At 70.8% G+C, this 21,710-nt stretch carries 11 protein-coding genes; 9 read left to right on the top strand and 2 right to left on the bottom strand.

Going from position 1 to position 21,710, the window contains the following annotated elements; translation table 11 throughout:
* The first annotated feature begins 14 nt into the window (after positions 1 to 14).
* Both OHA11_RS04350 and OHA11_RS04345 read left to right on the top strand, forming a co-directional pair.
* Positions 15 to 11,072 (top strand): non-ribosomal peptide synthetase, encoded by an 11,058-nt coding sequence (locus OHA11_RS04350; protein ID WP_266492107.1) that lies wholly within the window; start codon positions 15 to 17, stop codon positions 11,070 to 11,072.
* Entirely contained in the window at positions 11,059 to 12,762 is a 1,704-nt protein-coding gene (locus OHA11_RS04345; protein WP_266492106.1) for an ABC transporter ATP-binding protein, read from the top strand. Before OHA11_RS04350 ends, OHA11_RS04345 begins: the two co-directional genes overlap by 14 nt.
* Before the next feature lie 158 nt (positions 12,763 to 12,920).
* Here the strand turns inward: OHA11_RS04345 and OHA11_RS04340 are convergent, their stop codons facing one another.
* Positions 12,921 to 14,042: an alpha/beta hydrolase-fold protein gene (locus OHA11_RS04340; RefSeq protein ID WP_266492103.1), complete on the bottom strand. Its 1,122-nt coding sequence runs from the start codon at positions 14,040 to 14,042 to the stop codon at positions 12,921 to 12,923.
* Positions 14,043 to 14,202: 160 nt separating this feature from the next.
* Here OHA11_RS04340 and OHA11_RS04335 point away from each other — a divergent pair, with 160 nt between their 5' ends.
* From OHA11_RS04335 to OHA11_RS04325, 3 genes are read left to right on the top strand one after another with little or no spacing between them, the layout of a single operon-like run.
* A complete protein-coding gene (locus OHA11_RS04335) occupies positions 14,203 to 14,415 on the top strand; it encodes an MbtH family protein (protein ID WP_266492099.1) in 213 nt (70 codons plus the stop codon).
* A gap of 30 nt (positions 14,416 to 14,445) precedes the next feature.
* The gene (locus OHA11_RS04330; RefSeq protein ID WP_266492096.1) at positions 14,446 to 16,020 is read left to right on the top strand and encodes an amidohydrolase; all 1,575 of its coding nucleotides are present in this window, start codon (positions 14,446 to 14,448) and stop codon (positions 16,018 to 16,020) included.
* Positions 16,017 to 16,250 carry a hypothetical protein gene (locus OHA11_RS04325; protein ID WP_266492094.1) on the top strand — a complete coding sequence of 78 codons (234 nt, stop codon included), beginning with the start codon at positions 16,017 to 16,019 and terminating at the stop codon, positions 16,248 to 16,250. The genes OHA11_RS04330 and OHA11_RS04325 overlap by 4 nt, the downstream gene beginning before the upstream one ends.
* Before the next feature lie 42 nt (positions 16,251 to 16,292).
* On the opposite strand, the gene OHA11_RS04320 is transcribed toward OHA11_RS04325, so the two are convergent.
* Complete coding sequence (locus OHA11_RS04320) at positions 16,293 to 16,952, bottom strand: isochorismatase family protein (RefSeq protein ID WP_266492093.1); 660 nt, start codon at positions 16,950 to 16,952, stop codon at positions 16,293 to 16,295.
* 142 nt (positions 16,953 to 17,094) lie between these two features.
* On the opposite strand from OHA11_RS04320, the gene OHA11_RS04315 reads away from it, so the two are divergent.
* The 4 genes from OHA11_RS04315 (at position 17,095) to OHA11_RS04300 (ending at position 21,507) form a co-directional block, all read left to right on the top strand.
* Positions 17,095 to 18,312 (top strand): penicillin acylase family protein, encoded by a 1,218-nt coding sequence (locus tag OHA11_RS04315; protein WP_266506936.1) that lies wholly within the window; start codon positions 17,095 to 17,097, stop codon positions 18,310 to 18,312.
* A gap of 342 nt (positions 18,313 to 18,654) precedes the next feature.
* Positions 18,655 to 19,155 carry an RNA polymerase sigma factor gene (locus tag OHA11_RS04310; RefSeq protein WP_266492090.1) on the top strand — a complete coding sequence of 167 codons (501 nt, stop codon included), beginning with the start codon at positions 18,655 to 18,657 and terminating at the stop codon, positions 19,153 to 19,155.
* Positions 19,156 to 19,257: 102 nt separating this feature from the next.
* A complete protein-coding gene (locus OHA11_RS04305) occupies positions 19,258 to 19,830 on the top strand; it encodes a hypothetical protein (protein WP_266492089.1) in 573 nt (190 codons plus the stop codon).
* A 126-nt stretch (positions 19,831 to 19,956) separates the two neighbouring features.
* Positions 19,957 to 21,507 carry an AarF/ABC1/UbiB kinase family protein gene (locus OHA11_RS04300; protein ID WP_266492086.1) on the top strand — a complete coding sequence of 517 codons (1,551 nt, stop codon included), beginning with the start codon at positions 19,957 to 19,959 and terminating at the stop codon, positions 21,505 to 21,507.
* Positions 21,508 to 21,710: the final 203 nt, after the last annotated feature.

The raw sequence follows: 21,710 nt of genomic DNA, 5'->3' as shown, positions 1-21,710 counted from the left end.
ACGCTGAGTCTTCGATGATGCAACCGAGCACTCGTCTCGTACTGCTTTCTCCCACGCGCCTGGCCGACGTACGCAGGCGGACCGGCGACTTCTCCGACCGGACCATCGCCGAGGCGTGCGCCATCGGGCTGTCGTACTGGGCGACGGGCCAAAGTCCCGAAGGCATCGACCTCACCCCCGGCACGCTGTTCGCCGACGTCCTCGCGTGGGTCGACAACGGCGGGGACGGACCCGGCAGTTCGGAGATCCTCGGCTCGGTCGGCGGTTCGGACGCTAGCGGTTCTGCGGAGCCCGGCGGTTCTTCGGGGCCCGGTGGAGAGGGCTGGAGCATCGCCGTCCCGCCAGGCGCCATGCAGTCCGACGCACAGCTCGCGCTCGACGACCTGGCCGACTTCCCGGACCGGCCCATCGGCACCATCGGCCCGTCCGGCGTGGCCGCGCGGATCGAGGCCCTGGCCGAGTGGAACGACACCGAGGCCGACCGGGTCCGCCCGACCATGCTGGAGATGTTCCGCGAGCAGGCGCGTACCAGGCCGGACGCCGTTGCCATCGTCGACGAGCACCGGTCGCTGACCTACCGTCAGGCGGCCGAACTCTCCAGCCAGTTGGCCCACCAGCTGATCGAACGCGGGCTGACCGCCGAACAGGTCGTCGGCATCTCGCTGGGCCGCTCCGCCGACATGGTGATCGGGCTGCTCGGCGTGCTCCAGGCCGGGTGCGCGTTCGTGCCGCTCGATCCGCAGTGGCCCGCGGCGCGCCGAGCCGTCGTCATCGAGGACGCCCGGGTCGTCGTACAACTCAACGACTCGGGCGAGCACGACCCGGCCGAACCGGAAGCCGTGGCCGTCGACCTCGACGACTGGCGGTTCGGTTCCCACCCCTCCGGGGGGACCGGGATCGCCGTTCCCGGCGACGCCCTGGCGTACGTGATCTTCACGTCCGGTTCGACCGGACGGCCCAAGGGCGCGATGATCCGTCACGAAGCCATCAGCGAGCGCCTGTTGTGGCAGGTCGACGAGATCCTCGGCTTCGGCCACGACGACGCGTCGCTGTTCAAGGCGCCGTTGTCCTTCGACATCTCCATCAACGAGATCTTCCTGCCGCTGGTGTCCGGCGGCAGGCTGGTGGTCCTGCGGCCCGGTGGCGAACGCGACCCGCACCACCTGCTGGGCGTCATCGCCGAACACCGCGTCACCTTCACCTACTTGGTGTCGTCCATGCTGGACGTACTCCTGGAGATCGCGGGCGACTCCGGAGACCTGGACAGCCTGCGGCACGTGTGGTGCGGCGGTGAGGTGCTGACCCCGGAGCTGTACGAGCGGTTCCGCACCCGGCTCGACATCCCCATGTACCACGGCTACGGCCCGGCCGAGACGACGATCGGCGTCTCGCACGTCATCTACCGGGGTGCGGCGGAACGCCTGTCGACGTCGATCGGCAAGGCCAACCCCAACACCCAGTTGTACGTGCTGGACGACGAACTGCGCCCGGTCCCGGTGGGAGTCGGCGGCGAACTGTACGTCGGCGGGTTCCTCCTGGGGCGCGGCTACGTCAACGCGCCCGGCCTGACGGCCTCCCGGTTCGTCGCGAACCCCTTCGCCGGGGACGGATCCCGGCTGTACCGGACCGGTGACCTCGCGAGGTTCGCCCCGGACGGATCGCTGGACTTCCTCGGCCGGGCCGACAACCAGATCAAGATCCGCGGTATGCGCCTGGAGATCGAGGACGTCGAGGTCGGTCTCGCCGAACACCCCGGCGTACGGCACACCTGCGTCGTCGCGAAGAAGAACGCGGCGGGCGGCACCTACCTCGCGGGGTACGTGATCCCGGCCGCCGGCAGCGAGAACCTGCGGGCGGACGAGGTCAAGGCGTGGGCCGCCGAGCACATGGTCGAGTACATGGTGCCCGCCCATGTCGTCGTGCTGAAGGAGTTCCCGCTCACCGCGAACGGCAAGCTCGACCGGAACGCGCTGCCGGAGCCCACCATCGGGACGGGCTCGATCGTCCCGCCCACCACCGAGAACGAGCGCGTGGTGTGCGCGGCGATCGCGGCGCTGCTGCAACTGGACGAGGTCGGTGTCGACCAGGACTTCTTCCAACTCGGCGGCGACAGCATCCTGGCGATCTCGCTGCTGAGCGCGCTGCGCGACGCGGGTCTCTACGTCACGACACGGCAGATCTTCACCCACACCGTGGTGGGGGCACTGTCGGCGGTCGCGAGCCGTGAGGACGTCTCCACCGTTGACCACGCGGATGCCGCGACCGGTGCCGTCGTGGGATCGCCCATCGTGCAGTGGCTCGGCGAGACCACGGACGCGATCGACGGCTTCGTCCAGTCGGTGGTGCTGAACACCCCGGCCGACCTGACCGCCGACGCCCTCGACGAGATCCTCGCCGCCGTGGTCGGCCGCCACGACATGCTGCGCGCCGAGCTGGTGCGCGGCGACCGCTGGAGCTTCGCCATACCGGAGGCGGAACGGGCCGCCCCCGGGTGGCAGGAGAGCGACCGGCCGCTCGACGAGTGCGTTGCGCTCGCCACCGACGGCCTTGACCCTGCGGGCGGCGCGATGCTGCGTGTCGTCTGGCGGCGCGAGGCACGCCAACTGGTCCTGGTAGCCCATCACGTGGTGATCGACGGTGTGTCCTGGCGGGTCCTGATGGAGGACCTGGCCACGGCGTGGCGGCAGTTCTCCTCGGGCGCGCCGATCGACCTGCCGCCGGTAGGCACGTCGTTCCGGCGCTGGACGCAGTTGCTGGAGCGCGCGGCCTTCGACGCGGACAGTGCCTACTTCCGGCGGCCCCTGCCGGGAGCGGACGAACCGCTGGGCAGGCGCCCGCTGTCCGAGGCCGACACCGTCGCAGGCGAACGGCTCCGGACCGTCTCCGTCGGACCCGAGGTCACGGCCGCGCTGCTGGGCGAGATCCCCGCGAAGTTCCACGCGGGCGTCAACGACGTGCTGCTGACCGCGCTCGCCGTCACCCTTGCCCGGTGGCGCCGCGACCTCGGGCAGGACCAGACGTTCGCGCACATCGAACTCGAAGGCCACGGCCGCGAAGGACAGTTCGTGGCGGGCACCGCCGGTTTCGAACCCGAACTGTCCCGGACCGTGGGCTGGTTCACCACGCTCTTTCCGGTGACCGTGGACCCCGGCGCGGCGAGCGACCTCACCGCACCCGAGTACCTGGCCGCCGCACTCAAGGCGGTCAAGGAGGACCTCGCCCGGGTGCCGGACAACGGCGTCTCCTATGGCGCCCTGCGCTACCTGGCCCAGAGCGAGTTCGACGCGCCCGCACCGCAGGTGCTCTTCAACTACCTGGGCCGCTTCGACGCGGGCTCGTCCGGCGACTGGCAACTCGCGGGCACCACGGGCCAGTTGGGCGAGAAGCGCGACCCGAGGATGCGCCTGCCGCGCGCCCTGGAGTTCAACGCGATCGCCGAACCCGCCGCCTCGACCGGCGAGTACGAACTGGTCACCACCATCTCCTGGCCCGACGGGATGTTCACCGACGAGGACATCACGACGCTCGGCGCGTACTTCCGGGTGGCCCTGGCCGGACTGGCCGCGCTCGACCAGGGCGGCCACACCCCCAGCGACTTCGGCCTGGTGCCCCTGACACAGGCTGACGTCGACGTCTTGGACGGCCCGGAGCTGCGGGACATCCTGCCGCTGACCCCCTTGCAGGAGGGCCTGTACTTCCACTCGGTCTTCGACGACGACTCGGCGGGCAGCTACGTCGAGCAGCAACTGCTCACGCTGGACGGCGAGGTGGACGCCGACCGGCTCGCGGCGGCGGCCTCCCGCCTGCTCACGCTGTACCCGAACCTGGCCGCACGGTTCGTGGCCCTCGCCGACGGCCGCGTGGTCTCCGTACTGGACAGCGGTGTGGAGGCGCCGTTCACCACACTGGACCGCCCAGGCATCACCGACGACGAGATACGCGACCACGCCGAACGGGACCGCCGGGCCGGGTTCGACCTGGCCACAGGACCGCTGATGCGCTACACACTCATTCGCGCGGGCTCCGGCCGCAGCGTCCTGGTGCAGACCGTGCACCACATCATCGCCGACGGCTGGTCCGTGCCGCCGATGCTCCGCGCGTTGCTGGCCGAATACCACGCGCCGGGGACCGTGTACGCGATCGGCGGCTTCCCCGACTACGTGCGCCGGCTCGCCGGACGTGACGACGACGAGAGCGACCGGGTCTGGCAGGAGCAACTCGCCGAGCTGCCCGGCCCCTCGCTCGTCGCCGAGGGGCACACCCCCTCCGACCGGTTCGCCGACACCGCCGTGGAGGCGGCGGACGACATCGACGCGGCCGTCCGGTCGGCCGGGGTGCCGCTGAGCGCGGCCGTGCACAGCGCCTGGGCGCTGACGCTGGGCGGCATCCTGCACGGCAGGGACGTCGTGTTCGGCTCCACGGTGTCCGGGCGCGACGCGGAGGTGCCCGGCATCGAGAACATGGTGGGTCTGTTCATCAACACGATCCCCGTACGCGCCCGTTGGGCCGAGACCACCACGGCACGCGACCTGCTCACCTCGGTGCGCGAACACCAGGGCGCGGTGCTGCCGCACCAGCATGTCTCGCTGGCGAGGATCGGCCGCCAGGCCGGCGCCGGTTCCCTGTTCGACACCCTGGTGGTGTTCGACGTGGCGACCGACGTGGACGCGCTGCGGGGGCCCGACGACGATCTGGTCATCGCCGACATCGTGAACGAGGGCGCCCCGCACTACCCGTTGACGCTGGTGGTGGAGCGCGCACTCGACGGTCGTCCGCGCTTCAACCTGATCTACGACGGCGAACTGATGCGGGAGGCGAGCGCCCAGGCGATTCTTCGCACGTTCACCCGGACCCTCACCGACCTGCTCTCCCGGCCCGACGCCCTGGTCGACGACCTGGCACCCGAGGACACCCGGCAGCCCGCGCGCATCACTCCGACCACCCTGGGCGGACTGTTCGACGCCGCCGCACACCGGGACCCGGCCGCCACCGCCGTCACGCAGTGCGGTCTCGACGGCGGTACCCGGTCACTGACGTACGGCGAACTGGCGGACGCGAAGAACGAGTTGGCCGCCGTGCTGCGTGCCGCCGGGGTCGGGCCCGGCAAACGGGTCGCCGTCGCCGTCCCGCGTTCCCTTGAGCAGGTCGTCGCCCTGGTCGCGATCGTCGGCGCGGGCGGCGCGTACGTGCCGCTGGACCTGGCGTACCCGGACGAACGCCTGGAGTACATCCTCACCGACGCCGCCCCGCAGGTGGTTCTCGTGGACCACGAACAGCGGGAACGCTTCACGGAACTGCTGACCCGGGCGGGCGTGTCGGCCCGCGTGCTCGTGCAGGGAGACGAGCTGCCGAGGGGCGATGAGCAGGCGCAGGGAGATGGGCAGGCGCAGGGCCCCAACGAGCCGGGTCCGGCGGTCAGTTGGCACGACCCCGCGTACGTGATCTACACGTCCGGGTCGACCGGCCGGCCCAAGGGAGTCGTCGTCCCGCACTCCAGCGTGGTGACGCTGCTCGCGAACACCCGGCCCGACATGGACTTCGGCTCGTCCGACGTGTGGGTCCAGTTCCACTCCTTCTCCTTCGACTTCGCGGTCTGGGAGTTGTGGGGCGCCCTGGCGCACGGCGGTGAGCTGCTGGTGCCGGAGTACGGGCTGACCCGCTCCCCGGTCGACTTCCACCGGCTGGTCCGGGAGCGCGGAGTGACCGTGCTCAACCAGACCCCATCGGCGTTCTACCAGTTCATCGAGGCCGACCGGCACGCCGACGAGCCGGTCACCGCACTGCGCCGGATCGTCTTCGGAGGCGAGGCGCTGGACCTCGGACGGCTGCGCGGCTGGGTCGAGCGGCACGGCACCGGCTCGCCCGAGTTGGTGAACATGTACGGCATCACCGAGACCACCGTCCACGTCACCCACCGGGTGCTGACCGACGAGGACTTCGACCTGGGCGACGACGTCAGCCCGATCGGCGGTCCGATTCCCGGCCTGGCCACCTACCTGCTCGACGACCGGCTCCGTCCGGTGCCGCCGGGCCGGGTGGGTGCCATCTACGTCGCCGGCGACCAGGTGTCCCTCGGCTACCTGGGCAGGCCGGGGCTCACCGCGGGCCGTTTCGTGGCGAACCCGTTCGCGGACGACGGCTCCCGCATGTACCACACGGGCGACCTCGCCCGCCGCACGCTCGACGGCGAGCTGGAGTTCACCGGGCGTGCCGACGACCAGGTCCAACTCAAGGGCTTCCGGATCGAGTTGGCCGAGGTGGAGTCGGCGATCAGGGAACTCGGCGGCGTGGTCGACGCGGCCGTCACCGTGGCGGACAGCGGCGACCACCTGGTCGCGCACGTCGTGGGTTCGGTGCCCGGCGACCTCACCGGCCTCCTGTCCGCGAAGCTGCCCGTGCACATGGTGCCGGGGCGGGTGCTGTCGGTCGACGCGCTGCCGTTGACGGTCAACGGCAAGCTGGACCGCAAGGCTTTGGCAGAGCGGGCGGGTACGCCCCATAGGGGCGCGGGGCTGCATCGATATGCGGCTCCGCCGCGTGGCGCGACCAGCCACGACGCACTCGCAGACAGCAATTCCACGCTCGCCGAGCTGATCGGCATCTTCGCGGAAGCGCTACCCGGCCCCGCCGCAGACACCGTGGACGCCGACACCGACTTCTTCACGGCCGGAGGCGACAGCATCGTCGCCATCACCGTGATCAACCGGGCCCGGGCGCTCGGCCTCCAGATCGCACCCCGGGACGTGTTCCTGTTCAGGACACCGCGCGCGCTCGCCGAGCACGTGGGCACGCGCCCCCCGCAGGCCACGGCGACGGACTCGACACCCGCTCGCCGCGAGGACGGCCCGCTGACACCGACGCCGATCATCCTGCGCCAGCGGGAACTGGGCGGATCCCTCGCCCGGTTCGCCCAGGCGAGGACGCTCGTGGTCCCCGAGGGCACCGGTTTCGCCGATGTCGAGCGCGCCGCGAACGCCGTCGTCGCCGCGCACCCGGCCCTCCGCCTGCGGCTGCGCGCCGAGCACGGGGTGTGGGCGCTGCGTACCGAACCCGCCCGCGAGGTCACCGTCGTGGAGACGGACGCGACCGACGCGACGACCGCGGCGAACGAAGCCGCCGGACGACTCGATCCCGAGTCCGGGAACGTCATCGCGTTCACGTGGCTGGCGGCGAGCCGGACCCTGGTCGTCACCGTGCACCACCTCGCCGTCGACTCGGTGTCCTGGCTGATCGTCCTCGACGACCTGGCCGCCGCCCTGAGCGGGGCGCCCCTGGCACCGCCGACCACGTCCTACGCCGAGTACGCCGAAGCACTGACGCTTCAGGCCACCTCGGCGATCGACGGCCTCGGACACTGGGTCACCACGCTCCAGACGCCCGAACTGCTGCCCGCGGTCGAGAGGTTGCGCGAGATCACGGTCGTACTCGCACCCGAAGTGAGCGACCGCGTGACGCGCACCGCGCCCGCCGCACTCGGTGTCGGTCTCACCGAGATGCTGTGCGGCGCCCTGCGCACCGCGCTGACACACATCCAGTCGTCACCCACCGACCTCGCGGTCGAACTGGAGCGGCACGGCCGGGTCCCGGCGCTCGACCACCACGACTACACCCGCACGGTCGGTTGGTTCACCTCCATCGCGCCCGTGCGGCTCACGGCGCACACCGACCCCGTCGCGGCGGCGCGCGAGCTCGCCGAACGCCAGCCGGACGAGCATGGGCACGTCGCCTACGGCCAACTCAGGTACCTCAACCCGCAGACGGCCCCGCTCCTGTCCGCCCGCCCGCAGGTGCTGTTCAACTACCTCGGCCGGGGCAGCGAGTCCCAGGCGCTGCACATCACCGGCGGCGACCAGGGCAGCCCGTACGCCGTCGAGGTCAACGCCTGGATCGACGAGGCCACCGGAAGCCTGCACGCGGAGTTCACCCTCGCCGAGGGCGTACCCGACGAGATCACCGACCACTGGCTCGGCGCGCTGAAGCACATCGCGGACGCCTCCGCGACGGCCGAGCGCACGGCACCGGTCACTCCGCTCCAGCGGGGCCTGTTCTTCCAGGCCCAGATGGCGGGCTCGGCCGGACACTACGTCGCGCAGAGCTGGTTCACCTTCGACCGGCGCCTGGACACCGACGCACTGGCCGAGGCCATGGCGTACGTGATCGGGCGCCACCCGGTGGTGGGCGCCGGCTTCTCCACCGACGACGACGGGAACCCGGTGCAGGTCCTCAAGGCGGGCCGACGGGTCGACGTCCGTACGGTCGAGTTGGCGACGGACGCGGAGGTCGAGGCCCTGCGCGCGCGGGACCGGGACACGGGATTCGACCCGGGTGAGCCGCCGCTGATCCGGCTGACCGTGGTGCGGCTGCCCGACGGCCGCGACGGCCTGCTGCTGAGCTACCACCTGCTGCTCTGGGACGGCTGGTCCCGCGAGATCATGCTGCGGGACCTGTTCGACGCCTATCAGGCCGCCGTCGCGGGCGAGTTGGAGGCCACGGCCCCGGCCACGTCGAGCTTCGAGGAGTACGCCCGGGCGCTCGACGCCAAGGACCCCGCCGTATCGGAACGCTTCTGGGCGGAGCACCTGGCAGGCATCCCGGGCCCGACGCTGCTCGCCGGACCCGCACCGTCCCTTTCGGACGACCTGCCACGGGCGCTCGTGCACCAGATGTCCGACGGGCAGTCGGAACTGCTGAGGGAAGCGGCCAGGACGCACGGCGTCACGCTGAACTCGGTGCTGACCGGCGCGTTCGGCCTCCTCCTCGGCGCCCACACGGGCCGAAGTGACGCCGTGTTCGGCGTGACCGTCTCCGGCCGGGAGGGCGAGGGGCTGTCCGACATCGTCGGCGTGCTGCTCAACACCGTGCCCATGTGGACGCGGGCGCGGCCGGACGACACGGTCGGCGAGTACCTGTCGGCCGTACAGACAGCCAGGGTCGAGGCCATGGAGCACGAGCACCTCGGCCTCGGCGAGATCCAGCGGGCCAGCGGGCACGACACCCTGTTCGACAACCTGTTCGTGCTCCAGAACTTCCTGGACATGGACGCGTTCGCCGAGATGAACGCCCGGCACGGCATCACCTCGGTGAAGGCCGACGACTCCACCCACTATCCGTTCACCTGGGTCGTCACGCCCGGCGACCGGCTCACGGTCAAGCTGGAGCACCGCTACGGCGACGCCGACAGCGCCCGCCGTCTCCTCGACGACTACCTGCGCGTGCTCGAAGACCTGGCCCGGTCGACCGGACCGGTGGGCGCGCTACGGGGCCTGGGGGCGGAGCCCGAGCCCGCCGAACGCACGGACGTCGGCACGGACACCGTGGTCGACCGGTTCGACCGGGCGGCGGACCGCGACCCGCAGCGGGTGGCGCTCGTCGCCCATGGCGAGACCATGACCTTCGCGGGGCTCCGGGACCGCAGCCGCGCGGTGGCGGGTGTGCTCGCTCAGCGCGGCATCGGCCCCGAGACGACCGTGGGTCTCGCGGTCCCGCGCTCCCTCGACTCGATCGTGGCGCTGTTCGCCGTGCTGCGCGCCGGTGCCGCGTACGTGCCGCTGGAACTGGACCACCCGGACGAGCGGATCGCAGCGATCGTCGAGGACGCCCGACCGGACGTGATCCTCACCGTGAGTGCCGTCTCGCCCCGGCTGACCGGCGACCTGATCGAACTGGACCAACCCCTGCCCGAGGCCGAGCCGTATCTGACGTTCGCCCCGGACGACCCGGACCGCCTGCGGCACCCCGCGTACACGATCTACACCTCTGGATCGACCGGGAAGCCCAAGGGCGTGGTGACCGAGTACGCCGGGCTCACCAACATGCTGATCAACCATCAGCGCCGTATCTTCGAGCCGGTGTTGGCGGAGCACGACCACCGGGTCTTCCGGATCGCGCACACCGTGTCGTTCGCCTTCGACATGTCGTGGGAGGAGCTGCTGTGGCTCGCCGACGGCCACGAGGTGCACATCTGCGACGAGGAACTGCGGCGCGACGCGCCCCGGTTGGTCGAGTACTGCCTCGAATACGGCATCGACGTCATCAACGTGACCCCGACCTACGCGCAACAGCTGGTCGCCGAGGGCCTGTTGGCCAACCCGGAACGACGGCCGGCACTCGTGCTGCTGGGCGGCGAGGCCGTCACCCCGACGCTTTGGCAGCGGCTCGCCGAGACCGAGGGGACCGTCGGCTACAACCTGTACGGGCCCACCGAGTACACGATCAACACCCTCGGCGTCGGCACCTTCGAATGCCAGGACCCGGTGGTGGGCGTGGCGATCGACAACACCGACGTGTACGTACTGGATCCGTGGCTGCGCCCGCTGCCGGACGGAGTTCCCGGTGAGCTGTACGTGTCGGGCATCGGCATCGCGCGCGGCTATCTCGGGCAGCCCGCCCAGACCGCGCACCGCTTCGTCGCCTGCCCGTTCGGCGAACCCGGCGAGCGCATGTACCGCACCGGGGACCTGGTGGTCCGGCGGTCCGACGGCAACCTCATGTACCTGGGCCGCACCGACCAGCAGGTCAAGATCCGGGGACACCGGGTCGAACTGGGCGAGGTCGAGGCCCTGTTCGCGGCCCACCCGGCCGTGCGGTTCGTCGCCGCGGTCGCCCAGCCCGACCCACAGGTCGACGGGGCGTACCGGCTGGCCGCCTACCTCGTGCTCGACGGCTCCGACCTGGCGGCGGTCGCCGCCGAAGTGGGCGCCGGGCTCCCGGACTTCCTGCGCCCGACGCACTACGCCGAGGTCGACAGCATCCCGCTGACGGTGAACGGGAAGGCTGACACCAAGGCGCTGCCGGAGGCCAAGCCGCTGGGCGCGCTGACCACGGCGGGGGAGCGCGGACCGGAGACCGAGACCGAGACCACGGTGTGCGAGTTCTTCGCCGAGGCACTGGACCTGGACGACGACGAGGTGAGCGCGGTGAGCGACTTCGTGTCCCTGGGAGGGCACTCCATGCTGGCGGTGCGGCTGATCGGGCTGCTCCGCCGGGAGTACGGTCCTGTGATCACCATCCGAGATCTGTTCACCCTGCGAACCCCGGAAGCGATTGCCCACCATCTCGATGACAACTCCTGACACGCAGCGGCCCCGCCCGGGGTCCGACATCCTCCGTACCGCACTGCGTCGCAACATCGGCGCCATGGTCTGGGGCACCGTCCTCATGGGCCTGTACCAAGCGGGTGAGACGGCCTTTCCCATCGCGCTCGGCCTGATCGTCGAACACACGATGCAAGGCGACCGGAGCCTCGGCGCGCTCGGCCTGTCGATCGGCGCGCTGGCCGTGATCATCACGACGGTTTCGCTGTCGTGGCGGTTCGGGATGCGCGTCCTGCAGAAGGCCAACACGACCGAGGCACACCGCTGGCGGGTGCGGGTCGCGGCCTGCGGGCTCCAGCCGGTGGCCAGGGACGTCGACCTCAAGTCCGGCGAGATCCTCACCATCGCCACCGAGGACGCCGACCAGACCGCCGACATCATCGAGGTGGTCCCGCTGCTGATCAGCTCGCTGGTCGCCGTGGTGGTCGCGGCGGTCGCGCTGGGCCTGGCCGACATCCGGCTCGGCCTGCTGGTGATCGTCGGAACCGTCGCGATCCTGTCCATCCTGAGCGTGATGTCCAAGCGGATCGGCGCCAGTACCCAGGAACAGCAGGCCCGGGTCGCGCGGGCCGGAGCGAAGGTCGCCGACCTCATCATCGGCCTCCGCCCGCTGCACGGCTTCGGCGGCAACCACGCGGCCTTCCGGTCCTACCGGAAGGTCAGCACGGAGGCGAAGCACCAGGCGATCACCGTCGCCAAGGTGAACGGCGTCTACGCGGGCACCGCGCTGGCCCTCAACGCGGTCCTCGCCGCCGCCGTGACCCTGACGGCGGGCTGGCTCGCGTTCGAAGGCCGCATCACCATCGGGGAACTCGTCATGGCCGTGGGCCTGGCGCAGTTCATCATGGAACCGCTCAAACTGTTCTCGGAGATGCCGAAGTACGTGATGATCGCGCGCGCGTCCGCCGAGCGGATGGCGCTGGTGCTGACCGCCCCACCGGTGACGACCCCGGGCCCGGAACGCCCGGCCGCGGACGGATCCCTTGAGATCGACTGCGTCCGATACGGGACCCTGCGCGAGGTGAAGTTCCAGGTGCCCGCAGGCGAGTTCGTGGCGATCGCCATCTACCAGCCCCGCTCGGCGGCCGACCTCGCGTCGGTCCTGGCCGTGAACGTCCCGCCAGGGGCGTACGAGGGAGCGGTGCGGGTCGGCGGGCAGGAGCTGGCGGACCTGTCGGTCGAGGCGGTGCGTGAGCACATGCTGGTGAACCCGTACGACGGGGAGATCTTCGCGGGCACCCTCCGCACGAACATCGACCCGTCGGGCACCAGCCGGACAGTCCCCGAGGCCGTCGAGGCGTCCCTGCTGACCGACGTCGTCGCACTGCACCGAGAGGGACTCGAATACGGCGTCCGCGACCGCGGCGCGAACCTCTCAGGTGGGCAGCGCCAACGGCTGTCGCTGGCCCGCGCGCTGGCCGCCGACACCGACGTCCTCGTCCTGCACGATCCGACGACAGCCGTCGACGCGGTCACCGAACAGCTCATCGCCCGCAACATCGCGAAACTGCGCCGGGGCCGCACCACTGTCGTGCTCACCAGCAGCCCGGCACTCCTGGACGCCGCCGACCGTGTCCTCGTACTGGACGACGGCGTCATCACAGCAGAAGACACCCACCGCAACCTCCTGGCCAAGAACGAGGCTTACTGCTCGGCGGTGGCGAGGTGAGCTGCTGAGCTTCCCGGGCGAGACGCGCTCCGTTAGGGGCGCGGGGAACGGCGCAGTCCTTTAGGGGCGCGGGGCTGTGTCGATGTGCGGCTCCGCCGCGTGGGCGCGACCAGCCCCCACCGGACCCGCAGACAATCACGCCGCTCCCCGCGGAGCGCTTACGCGAGGGCCCAGGCCACATCCCTGAGCAGGGCGTGCCGCCAACCCGCCCGATCGTGCCCCGCGGGCGACCGCGAAACCCGCACGGCCGCGCCTGCCTCCGCGGCCAGGGCCTCAACCGGCTCACAGTGCGGCACCATCCGCGTCTCGTGTTCCCCCACGTCGAACGCGAGCCGTAGCCCGGACAGTTCGGGCCTACGGTCCCGCAGTCGCCCGGCGATGGATCCGCCGAGCGGGCCGCCCAACGGGTCGGCCAGGCCCATGGCGTCCGGCGTCCACCAGAACGACCCCGACTGGCAGGCCACGCGCGACACCAGCTCCGGGAACTCCAGCGCCGCGTACACCGCGCTCAGCCCGCCGAGGCTCTGCCCGGCGACCACCAGCCGGTCCGGGTCGGACGAGACGTCGGACTCCGCCACCAGCGGCAGCAGTTCGTTCCGGACCGCCTCCCAGAGCTCGGGCCTGCACGCGAACTCGGCCTCCCTGTCCTTGCTCGGAAGGAAGACGAGGGTGACGGGGGGCATCTCACCACTGGCGACGGCCGAGTCGAACGCGGTCATGGCCGGGTGCAGGTACAGCCAGTCGTCCCCGTCGAGCAGCAGGACCACCGGTCCGCCGCCGCCCGCCGGATGGACCCGTACGGTGCGCCGCCCGCCGAGCCGTTCACTGGTCCAGCGGAGCCGGGTGCGGGGGAGGGGCAGTACGACGTCGGTGCCTGCGCCGATGACGGGCCAGTGGGGCTGGGCCGGGGCGTCCGGGGTCGCGGCGATGGACCGGTCGCCGCCCGCACCGACCGGGTTGAACGGGTCGGCGTACGCCGCGTCGCCGGCGAGGAACCGGTAGGTCACCCGCAGCCGCGCGGGCATGCGCACCTCGGCGTACCAGCAGTCCGTGTCGCCCCATCGGCGCAGGGGGACCGGCTCCGACCAGCTCTCGAACTCGATGGTCGCCTCAGAGCCGCGCCACAGGAACAGGGTCACCCAGCCACCGCTGTCGGCAGGGACCGACGCAGGTGGCCTCGCCGCCGCCCAGAACTCGTCGGTGCCGGGTTTGCCGGGCAGTCCGAACGCGACGAAGGCGTTCTCCCGGTCGGCCGCGAGGCCGGTCGCGGGATCGGTCATGGCCGGACCCGTTCGATCACCAGGCACATGAACGTCTCCTTGTGAGAGGGAAGGGGAAAAGGCTAAGCTCGCTTTTAATTAGGCGAGCCTAACCTAATCATGGCGTTCCTCTCCATCTCCGATTCCATCCCCGATGCACCTCCTGAAAGGGCCACCGAACATGAGCACCAACCCTTTCGACGACACCGAAGGCCGTTTCCTGGTCCTGGTGAACGACGAGGGCCAGCACTCACTCTGGCCGTCCTTCGCCGAGGTGCCCGGGGGGTGGACGATCGCCTTCGAGGAGAACACCCGAGAGGCATGCCTGGACTTCATCGAGGCTCACTGGACCGATCTGCGCCCCCGCTCCCTCGCGGCGTCCATGGACGCGTGACCCTGCCGACACTCCGGGGGGACACCGCTGATGCTCTGCACCAGACTGACGAACGCCCGTTTCCTCACCATGGATCCGGACCATCCCGTCGCCCATGACCTGGGCATCTGGCGGGGCCGGATCGTGGGCCTGGACGAGGAGGTGACCTCGTTGCCCGCCCGCAGGGTCGTCGACCTCCAGGGCGCCACCGTGCTGCCCGGGTTCATCGACAGCCATGTGCACCTGGCCTGGACCGGTTTCAGGGCGGGCACGCCGAGCGTGGCCCCGTGCGTGTCGGTCGAGGACGTGCTCGCCGCCGTGGCCGAAGCGGTGGCGCGTACGCCGGAAGGGGGCTGGGCGGACCTCGCGGGGTACGACCAGCGCGGTCTCGGACGCCATCTGACCGCCGCCGAGCTGGACAAGGTCAGCGCCGGACGCAAAGTGTTCATGATGCACGACTCCGGACACGGCTGTATGGTCAACACGGCCGTCCTGGACCTGCTGCCCGCCGGACTCCCGCACGAGGAGGGCTTCCTCGCCGAGGGCGCCATGGGAGCCGCGCGGGCGCTTCGACTCCCGTACTCCCAGCAGGAGTTGGCCGACGCGATCGGACTGGCCGCCCGGACCTGTCTGGCCGAGGGAGTGACGGCCTGCGCCGAGGCGGGCATCGGTGGCGCACTGTTCGGCCACAGCCCGGTCGAGCTCGGCGCCTATCAACTCGCCCAGGAACAGGGCAGGTTGCCACTCAGGGTCCAGCTCATGGTGTCCGCCGACCGGCTGCGCCCGGTCACCGCGCACGAGGACGACGGCATTCCCCGCGCCCTCGACCTCGGGCTGCGCACCGGTTTCGGCGACGACCGGCTCTCCGTGGGCGCGCTGAAGATCTACACCGACGGCGGCATGATGGCCCGCACCGCCGCGCTGACCGGCCCGTACCAAGGACTCGACCACGCGGGGCAGTTGCAGGACGACCCGGAGACCCTCGCCGACACCATCGTCGACGGTCATCTGGCGGGCTGGCAGCTCGCCGTGCACGCCATCGGCGACCGTGCGGCCGATGTCGCCCTGGACGCCCTGGAGCGGGCGCAGCGGATCCGGCCGCGCCCGGGCGCCCGGCACCGCATCGAGCACGCGGGCCTGATCCGGCCCGACCAGCTGGACCGCTTCGCGCGGCTGGGCGTGATGGCCGTGATCCAGCCGAACTTCCTGCGGTACTTCGGCGACGACTACGCGGCGATCATGGGGCAGGAGCGGGCGCCCTGGCTGTACCGGGGGAGGGGCTTCCTGGAGCACGGCGTCACGCTCGTGGGCAGCTCCGACCGGCCCGTCACGGACGGATCGCCGCTCAGGGCCGTCCAGTTCATGGTCGAGCGCGCCTCCGTGTCGGGGCGGGTGATCGGACCGGACGAGGGCGTCACGGTCGACGAGGCCCTGCGCGCGTACACCGTGGCCGGTGCCTTCGCCTGCCACTGGGAGGACATTGCGGGGAGCCTGACCCCTGGGAAACGCGCCGACCTGGTGGTCCTGGTCGACGACCCGAGGAGTGTCGACACCTCGCGCATCGGCGACATCGACGTGGTCGCGACATTCGTCGACGGCCTGGAGACCGAGGAGAGCGCACTGTGAGTACGCGGACGGATCACGACAACGCCCTGTACGCGTACCTGTGGCAGGGATCGCCGTACCCGCACCGGTGGGTGCTCTGGGACACCGTCGGAGACATCCTGGTGTTCGACCGGGACACCAACTGCCTCGTGGACATCGACGACGACACCGTGCGGGACGAGGTCGTGCGCAGGATGCGCGAGGCGGGCGTGCCGGAGAGCGACGACTATCCGGGGCGCCCTTGCGCGTGAACCGCCCGCTTCGGTTAGGGCGTCACAGGCTCTGTGCTGGAGTCAAATGCTCTGCGACGCCCTGCCGTGCAGCAGCTGGCGGATCAGCTGGTTGGTGGTGCACACGACGCTGGTGCGCCCGATCCACCGCAGGGCCAGGGAGTGGTCCTCGGCGGAGAAGTCGGCCACCGCGTCGGCCACGACGAACGGCTGGATGTCGTGCATGAAGGCGTCCGCCGCTGTCAGCAGTATGCCGAGATGCGCCCGCACCCCGCACAGGATCAGTTGGTCGCGCCCCTCGGAGCGCAGCAGCCGCCCCAGGTGACTGCGGAGAAAGGCGTTGTGGCGGACGTTGACCAGCAGGTGTTCCCCCACTCTGGGCGTGAGCTCCGCGGTGATCGCCGCGTCGTCGCCGGGCTCCTGGTCGATGCCCGGGCCCCAGATGTCGGTCATCAGCCCTCGCTGGCCGGGACGTTGGGCGGCCGGCTCGGCGCTGAACACGATCGGCATGCCGAGGGAGCCCGCGAGCTCGCGCAGCGTGGTGATGTTGTCGAGCAGTTCCACGACGGGGGAGCAGTCCGGCGGGAAGGCCTGGACGAAGTGGTTCTGCATGTCGTGGATCAGCAGGACGGCCCGTGCCGGATCGATCGCCCAGGGCGGACCCGAGGGCGGGACCGCGGAACGGCCAGGCATGGGATAGGAGTTGATGACCGGCAAGCCCATGGGCGGACTCCTCCCTGATGGCGTGTGCGCCGAGCCCGATTCAGGGAAGTTAGCTTAGCCTAAGCTAACTTGATGGGTGGGTGAGTTGGTGGATCGTCAGGTGGCCGGATTCGGCCGCGTACCAGGAGCTTGAGGAGCGGGGATCACGGTGAGCGGGACGTACCGGGACGCGTGGGGCATCCCGCATCTGCGAGCCTCCGATCCGCTGCGACTGGCCTTCGCCCAGGGGAAGAACGCGGCGCACGACCGGGCCTGGCAGATCGAGGCCGAAAGACATCGCTCGCGGGGCACCACGGCCTCCTTCCTCGGCGTGGCCGCCGTCCCCTGGGACCGTTTCGTCCGCCGGGCCCGGCTCGACGACACGGCCAGGCGCTGCTTCGGCACGCTGGAGGAGGAGACGGCGGCCTGGGTGTCGGCGTACGTCGACGGGGTGAACGCCGGCCTCGAACGGGGAGCGGCCCGCGCGCCCGAGTTCGCCGCCGCCGGGGTCGTCCCGGAGCCCTGGGAACGGTGGACACCCCTCGGTGTCTGGCTCGCCCACCACATCCTCTTCGCGGGGTTCCCGACCAAGCTGTGGCGCGAGGAGGTGGCACGCCGACTCGGTGACGAAGCCCTCGAACTCTTCGCCGCGGACGGTCCCGGCACCGCGGGCTCGAACGGCTGGCTGGTGTCGGGCGACCGCACCGCGTCCGGAGCCGCGCTCATCGCGGGCGACCCCCACCGAGTCATCCAGGACCCGGGCTTCTATCAGCAGATACACCTCTCCTGCCCGGAGTACGACGTCGTCGGCTTCGCCGTCCCCGGGGTGCCCGGCATCGCCCACTTCGGCCACACCGGGACCGTGGCCTGGGCCATCACCAACGCCATGTCCGACTACCACGACCTCTACCGGGAGCGCCTGCGCCCGTCGGGCGACGGTGTCGAGGCGCTGGGGCCTTCGGGATGGCGGCCGGCCGTCCACCACCGGGAGACCATCCTGGTCGCGGGCGGCGACCCGGTCGAGATCGACGTGGTCGAGACGGAGCGCGGGCCGGTCATCATCGACGGGCCCGCCGCGGCGGCCGAGGGCCCCGGTGGAGACCACGACTGTGTGCTGGCCACGTCGAGCACGCCCGGCGTGACCGATCTCAGCTCCCGTGGACCGTCCGCCCGGTATGTCTGGGACCTCGCCCACCGCGAGAACAGCCTCTGGGCCGTGCCCCTGGGCGCCAACGGCGTCCCGGGAGGCACACACCACCGGGATCAGCTTCCGTTGTGGCTGCGCGGCGGACTCGTGCCCGTCATCACGGATTTCGCGTGCCTCACCGAGGATCCGGGGAAGCCTAGTCTTTTTTGGCTTGTTCAATACGCACATGGCTGATACAGATGGTTTTTCTGGGCCTCAGGAGCCACCGTCTTTGTCGCTGTGACGTTTCAGCAGGCGTTCGCTGCCGCCTGCGCGTGCACACAAATGTGTAGCACGGTTCCCAGTGCACCGGAACATGATCGTCCGTTCTCCATGCGGATGAGTGGAAGGCAATGGTCCTGGTTTGCTGCTCTCCCGGCTCGGAAAGGAACCTTCGCGTCGGGTTGGGTATAAGCCGTGCGAATATTCGACGTCGCACCAGGAAATCGTCTCGGGGCCATGGAAAACAGGAATTCGGTAGGCAGCTCAGGTGTGTCCGCTATCGTCGGTCGGGAAATTCATGAGTCCCAGGAAGAAATGCGAAGGGAGTTATCCTGGGATGAAATCGCCGGTCATCGCGACAGACTCATGAGGCTGGTCCGCCGGCGGCTTCCCACCGCGCAGGACGCGGAGGACTGCGTACAGGAAGCGATGCTGAGGGCCGCCGCGTACGGCGATCTGGACCGGGACCGGATCGGTCCCTTTCTGACCTCGGTCGCCCTGCGGCTGTGCGTCGACCACTACCGCGAGCTGGAGCGGAGCCGGCGGCTGCTGCCCCGTGCCGCGGACGTGCGGACGCCCGAGATGCCGGACGAAGGCGTCTGCGACCAGGACTTCGGGCGCTGGCTGCTCCGCCAGGTGCACCTCTTGCGGGGCCGGGAGCGACAGGTCGTGCTGGCCCGTGCCCATGGAATCTCCACGCTGGAATTCGCCCGCATCCACCAGATCTCGGTCAAGGCGGCCGAGGGCGCGTTCACACGCGGACGTGCGCGGCTTCGGCTGGTCTGCGCCAAAGCCCTGGACGGCGTCGCGGCATAGCGGATTTCCGCCTTCTTCCCGCGTGTGGCTCGTTTTCGCCCATGCGGGCCTCAGAACGGCTCCCGAGTTCCGGGAGTTCAGGCAGGTGCGAGGGAAAGGAACATGCCCGTGGGCAGGAACAACAACACCCAGGATACGATCAAGGATTTCATCGGCGACATCGCCGACAGCACGAAGAAGGCGTTCGACGACATTCTCGACCGGAAGGGTGGCGATTCCGATTCCGTGGACTGGCTCACCCCGGGGAATCCGTACCAGGCGCTTAACGGACTGCCGGGTGACGTGCTGAGGACGGTCAGCGCCATGTCGGCGCTGGGCGGTGTGGCCAACCCCGTGGCCGCCCTCGCGAACGCCGCCAACGCGGCGGCGGGGTCCGGTGCGGCGAATCCACTCGCCGCGCTCGCCGGCGCGGCGCCCAACCCGCTCGCGGCCCTCACGGGCGGTGGAGTCGGTGGAGCCAATCCGCTGGCCGCGCTCGGCCAGGTCGCGGGCGGGGCGACATCCGCCGTTTCGGGAGCGGCCGACATGGCGGAGGGGCTGGCCGCGCTGCCCCGTCAGATCGCCCAACTCTCCGAACTCGTCGGCACGTTGGTCGGCGTGTTGGAGAACGTCCAGGGCCTCACTGGTGCCGTGACCGGCGGCGGTCGCGCACCGGCCGCGAGGAAGGGGACCTGATCACCGCCTGAGCAGGCGCGCACCGCCGGCGCCAGGGCGCCGCCCACTCCGGGGCACCGGCAGGCGCCGTCGGAGAACCGCGTACATGACCGTCAGAACTCGTCAGGCACAAGGAGGTTGTCATCCATGGGTGCCATGCTCGGCAGTCGGCTTCGGCTGGTGGTGAAGGTGCTCGGAAGCCTCGTCGCCGACGAGGTCGGACAGGTGGCGCGGGAGCGTCGGCGGGCCAGGCGCGACCCGTCCCCGGTGGACGGCGAGACCTCCGCCGGGGACGGGTCGCGCCGCGCCAAGGCGGTGCGGCACGCTCTCGAAAGCCTCGGCCCGTTCTATGTGAAGCTCGGTCAGATCCTCTCGACCCGGCCCGACATGGTGCCCGCATCCATGATCGCCGAGCTGCAGAACCTCCACGACCAGGTCGACGTCCAGCCGTTCTCCGTCTTCGAACCCGTACTCCGGGACGAGCTCGGCGCGGACTGGAAGCTGCGCTTCGACGACATCGACACGACCCGCCCGCTCGGGGCGGCCTCCCTGGCACAGGTGTACCGGGTCACCCTGCCCGGCGGTCGGCCCGCCGTGGTGAAGGTCCAGCGGCCCGGCATCCGGGACACGGTCCACGCGGACATGGCCCTGATGCGCAAGGCGTCCAGGATCGTCGCCCGGACGGCACCCCGCTTCAACGAGGTCATCGACGTGGAGGCGATGCTCGGCTCCATCTTCGACGCGATGGAACCCGAACTCGACTTCACCGGCGAGGCCCGCAACATGGACGAGGCCCGCGAGAACATCCGCCGCTACCCGACCCTGGACGTGCCCCGCGTCCTCCACGCCACCCCGAAGGTACTCGTCCAGTCGCTGGCCCCCGGCGCGTCCGTACGCCACCTCGACCGCGCCCGGTTCAGCGACCGCGAGCGCACGGACATCGGCAAGGACCTGCTGCGGTTCATGTACCGGGGCTACTTCGTCGACCGGATGTTCCACGCCGACCCGCACGCGGGCAACGTCTTCGCGCAGCCCGGCGGCCCGGCCACGCTCATCGACTGGGGGATGACCGGCCGCCTCGACCGCCGCACGAGCCTGCAACTGCTGCCGCTCCTCATGGCCATCGCCCAGAACGACGGCCACGGCCTCGCCCATGCCTGGGCCGACATGGGCCGGGTCACCGCCTGGTCGAACCTGCCGGCGTTCGCCGCCGACATGGCCGCGCTGGTCCCGAAGGTCGCCACGGCCTCCCTGGAGGACATCAACTTCGGGGTGTCCCTGACCACCGTCCTGGAGAAGGCGACCCGGCGAGGCATCGGCTCGGCGCCCGCCATCTCCCTGCTCGGCAAGTCCTTCGCGAACCTGGAGGGTTCGGTGCGCTGCCTCGCACCGGACATCGCCCTCGCGGAGGTGTTCAAGGCGGAGGCGCGCGGCATCATCATGGCCCTCATCCGCGAGTACTTCTCCCTGGACCAGGTCGCCCGCAACACGATGGACCTGCTGTCCGCCGCCGCGTCGGCCCCCGAGCAGTGGCGCGGACTGCTCTCCGACGCCGCCAACCGCCAGTTCGCGCTCCAGCTCCATGAGCCGCATACGCCCGCCGCCATGGGCGGGCACCGATCCTGGTCGCCCTCGCGCGGCCTGATGGCACTGGGCGCGGCAGCCCTGCTGCTCGACCGCCGCCGCGCCACCCGCTGACGCCGCCGCGCACCTCGCTGATGCCGCAGCGCACCGCGCCCGACGCCACGCACGCCGCTGACGCCCCCGCTCACCACGCCCGACGCCGCGCACCCGGCTGACGTCCCCGCGTGTCCCGCCGCCCCTCCCCGCGTATCCCTCCGATCCCTCCGACCCCGCCGCGCATCCCGCCGACACTTCGGCGCATGCCGCTGAGATCGCCC

The organism is Streptomyces sp. NBC_00878 (assembly GCF_026341515.1).
Taxonomy (GTDB): Bacteria; Actinomycetota; Actinomycetes; order Streptomycetales; family Streptomycetaceae; genus Streptomyces.
This window is presented reverse-complemented; position numbering and strand designations above follow the sequence as displayed.

Coding starts and splice junctions, on each gene's coding strand:
- OHA11_RS04345 (WP_266492106.1), top strand. CDS start 11,059: ATGACAACTCCTGACACGCAGCGGCCCCGCCCGGGGTCCGACATCCTC.
- OHA11_RS04330 (WP_266492096.1), top strand. CDS start 14,446: ATGCTCTGCACCAGACTGACGAACGCCCGTTTCCTCACCATGGATCCG.
- OHA11_RS04310 (WP_266492090.1), top strand. CDS start 18,655: ATGCGAAGGGAGTTATCCTGGGATGAAATCGCCGGTCATCGCGACAGA.
- OHA11_RS04350 (WP_266492107.1), top strand. CDS start 15: ATGATGCAACCGAGCACTCGTCTCGTACTGCTTTCTCCCACGCGCCTG.
- OHA11_RS04320 (WP_266492093.1), bottom strand. CDS start 16,952: ATGGGCTTGCCGGTCATCAACTCCTATCCCATGCCTGGCCGTTCCGCG.
- OHA11_RS04305 (WP_266492089.1), top strand. CDS start 19,258: ATGCCCGTGGGCAGGAACAACAACACCCAGGATACGATCAAGGATTTC.
- OHA11_RS04300 (WP_266492086.1), top strand. CDS start 19,957: ATGGGTGCCATGCTCGGCAGTCGGCTTCGGCTGGTGGTGAAGGTGCTC.
- OHA11_RS04335 (WP_266492099.1), top strand. CDS start 14,203: ATGAGCACCAACCCTTTCGACGACACCGAAGGCCGTTTCCTGGTCCTG.
- OHA11_RS04340 (WP_266492103.1), bottom strand. CDS start 14,042: ATGACCGATCCCGCGACCGGCCTCGCGGCCGACCGGGAGAACGCCTTC.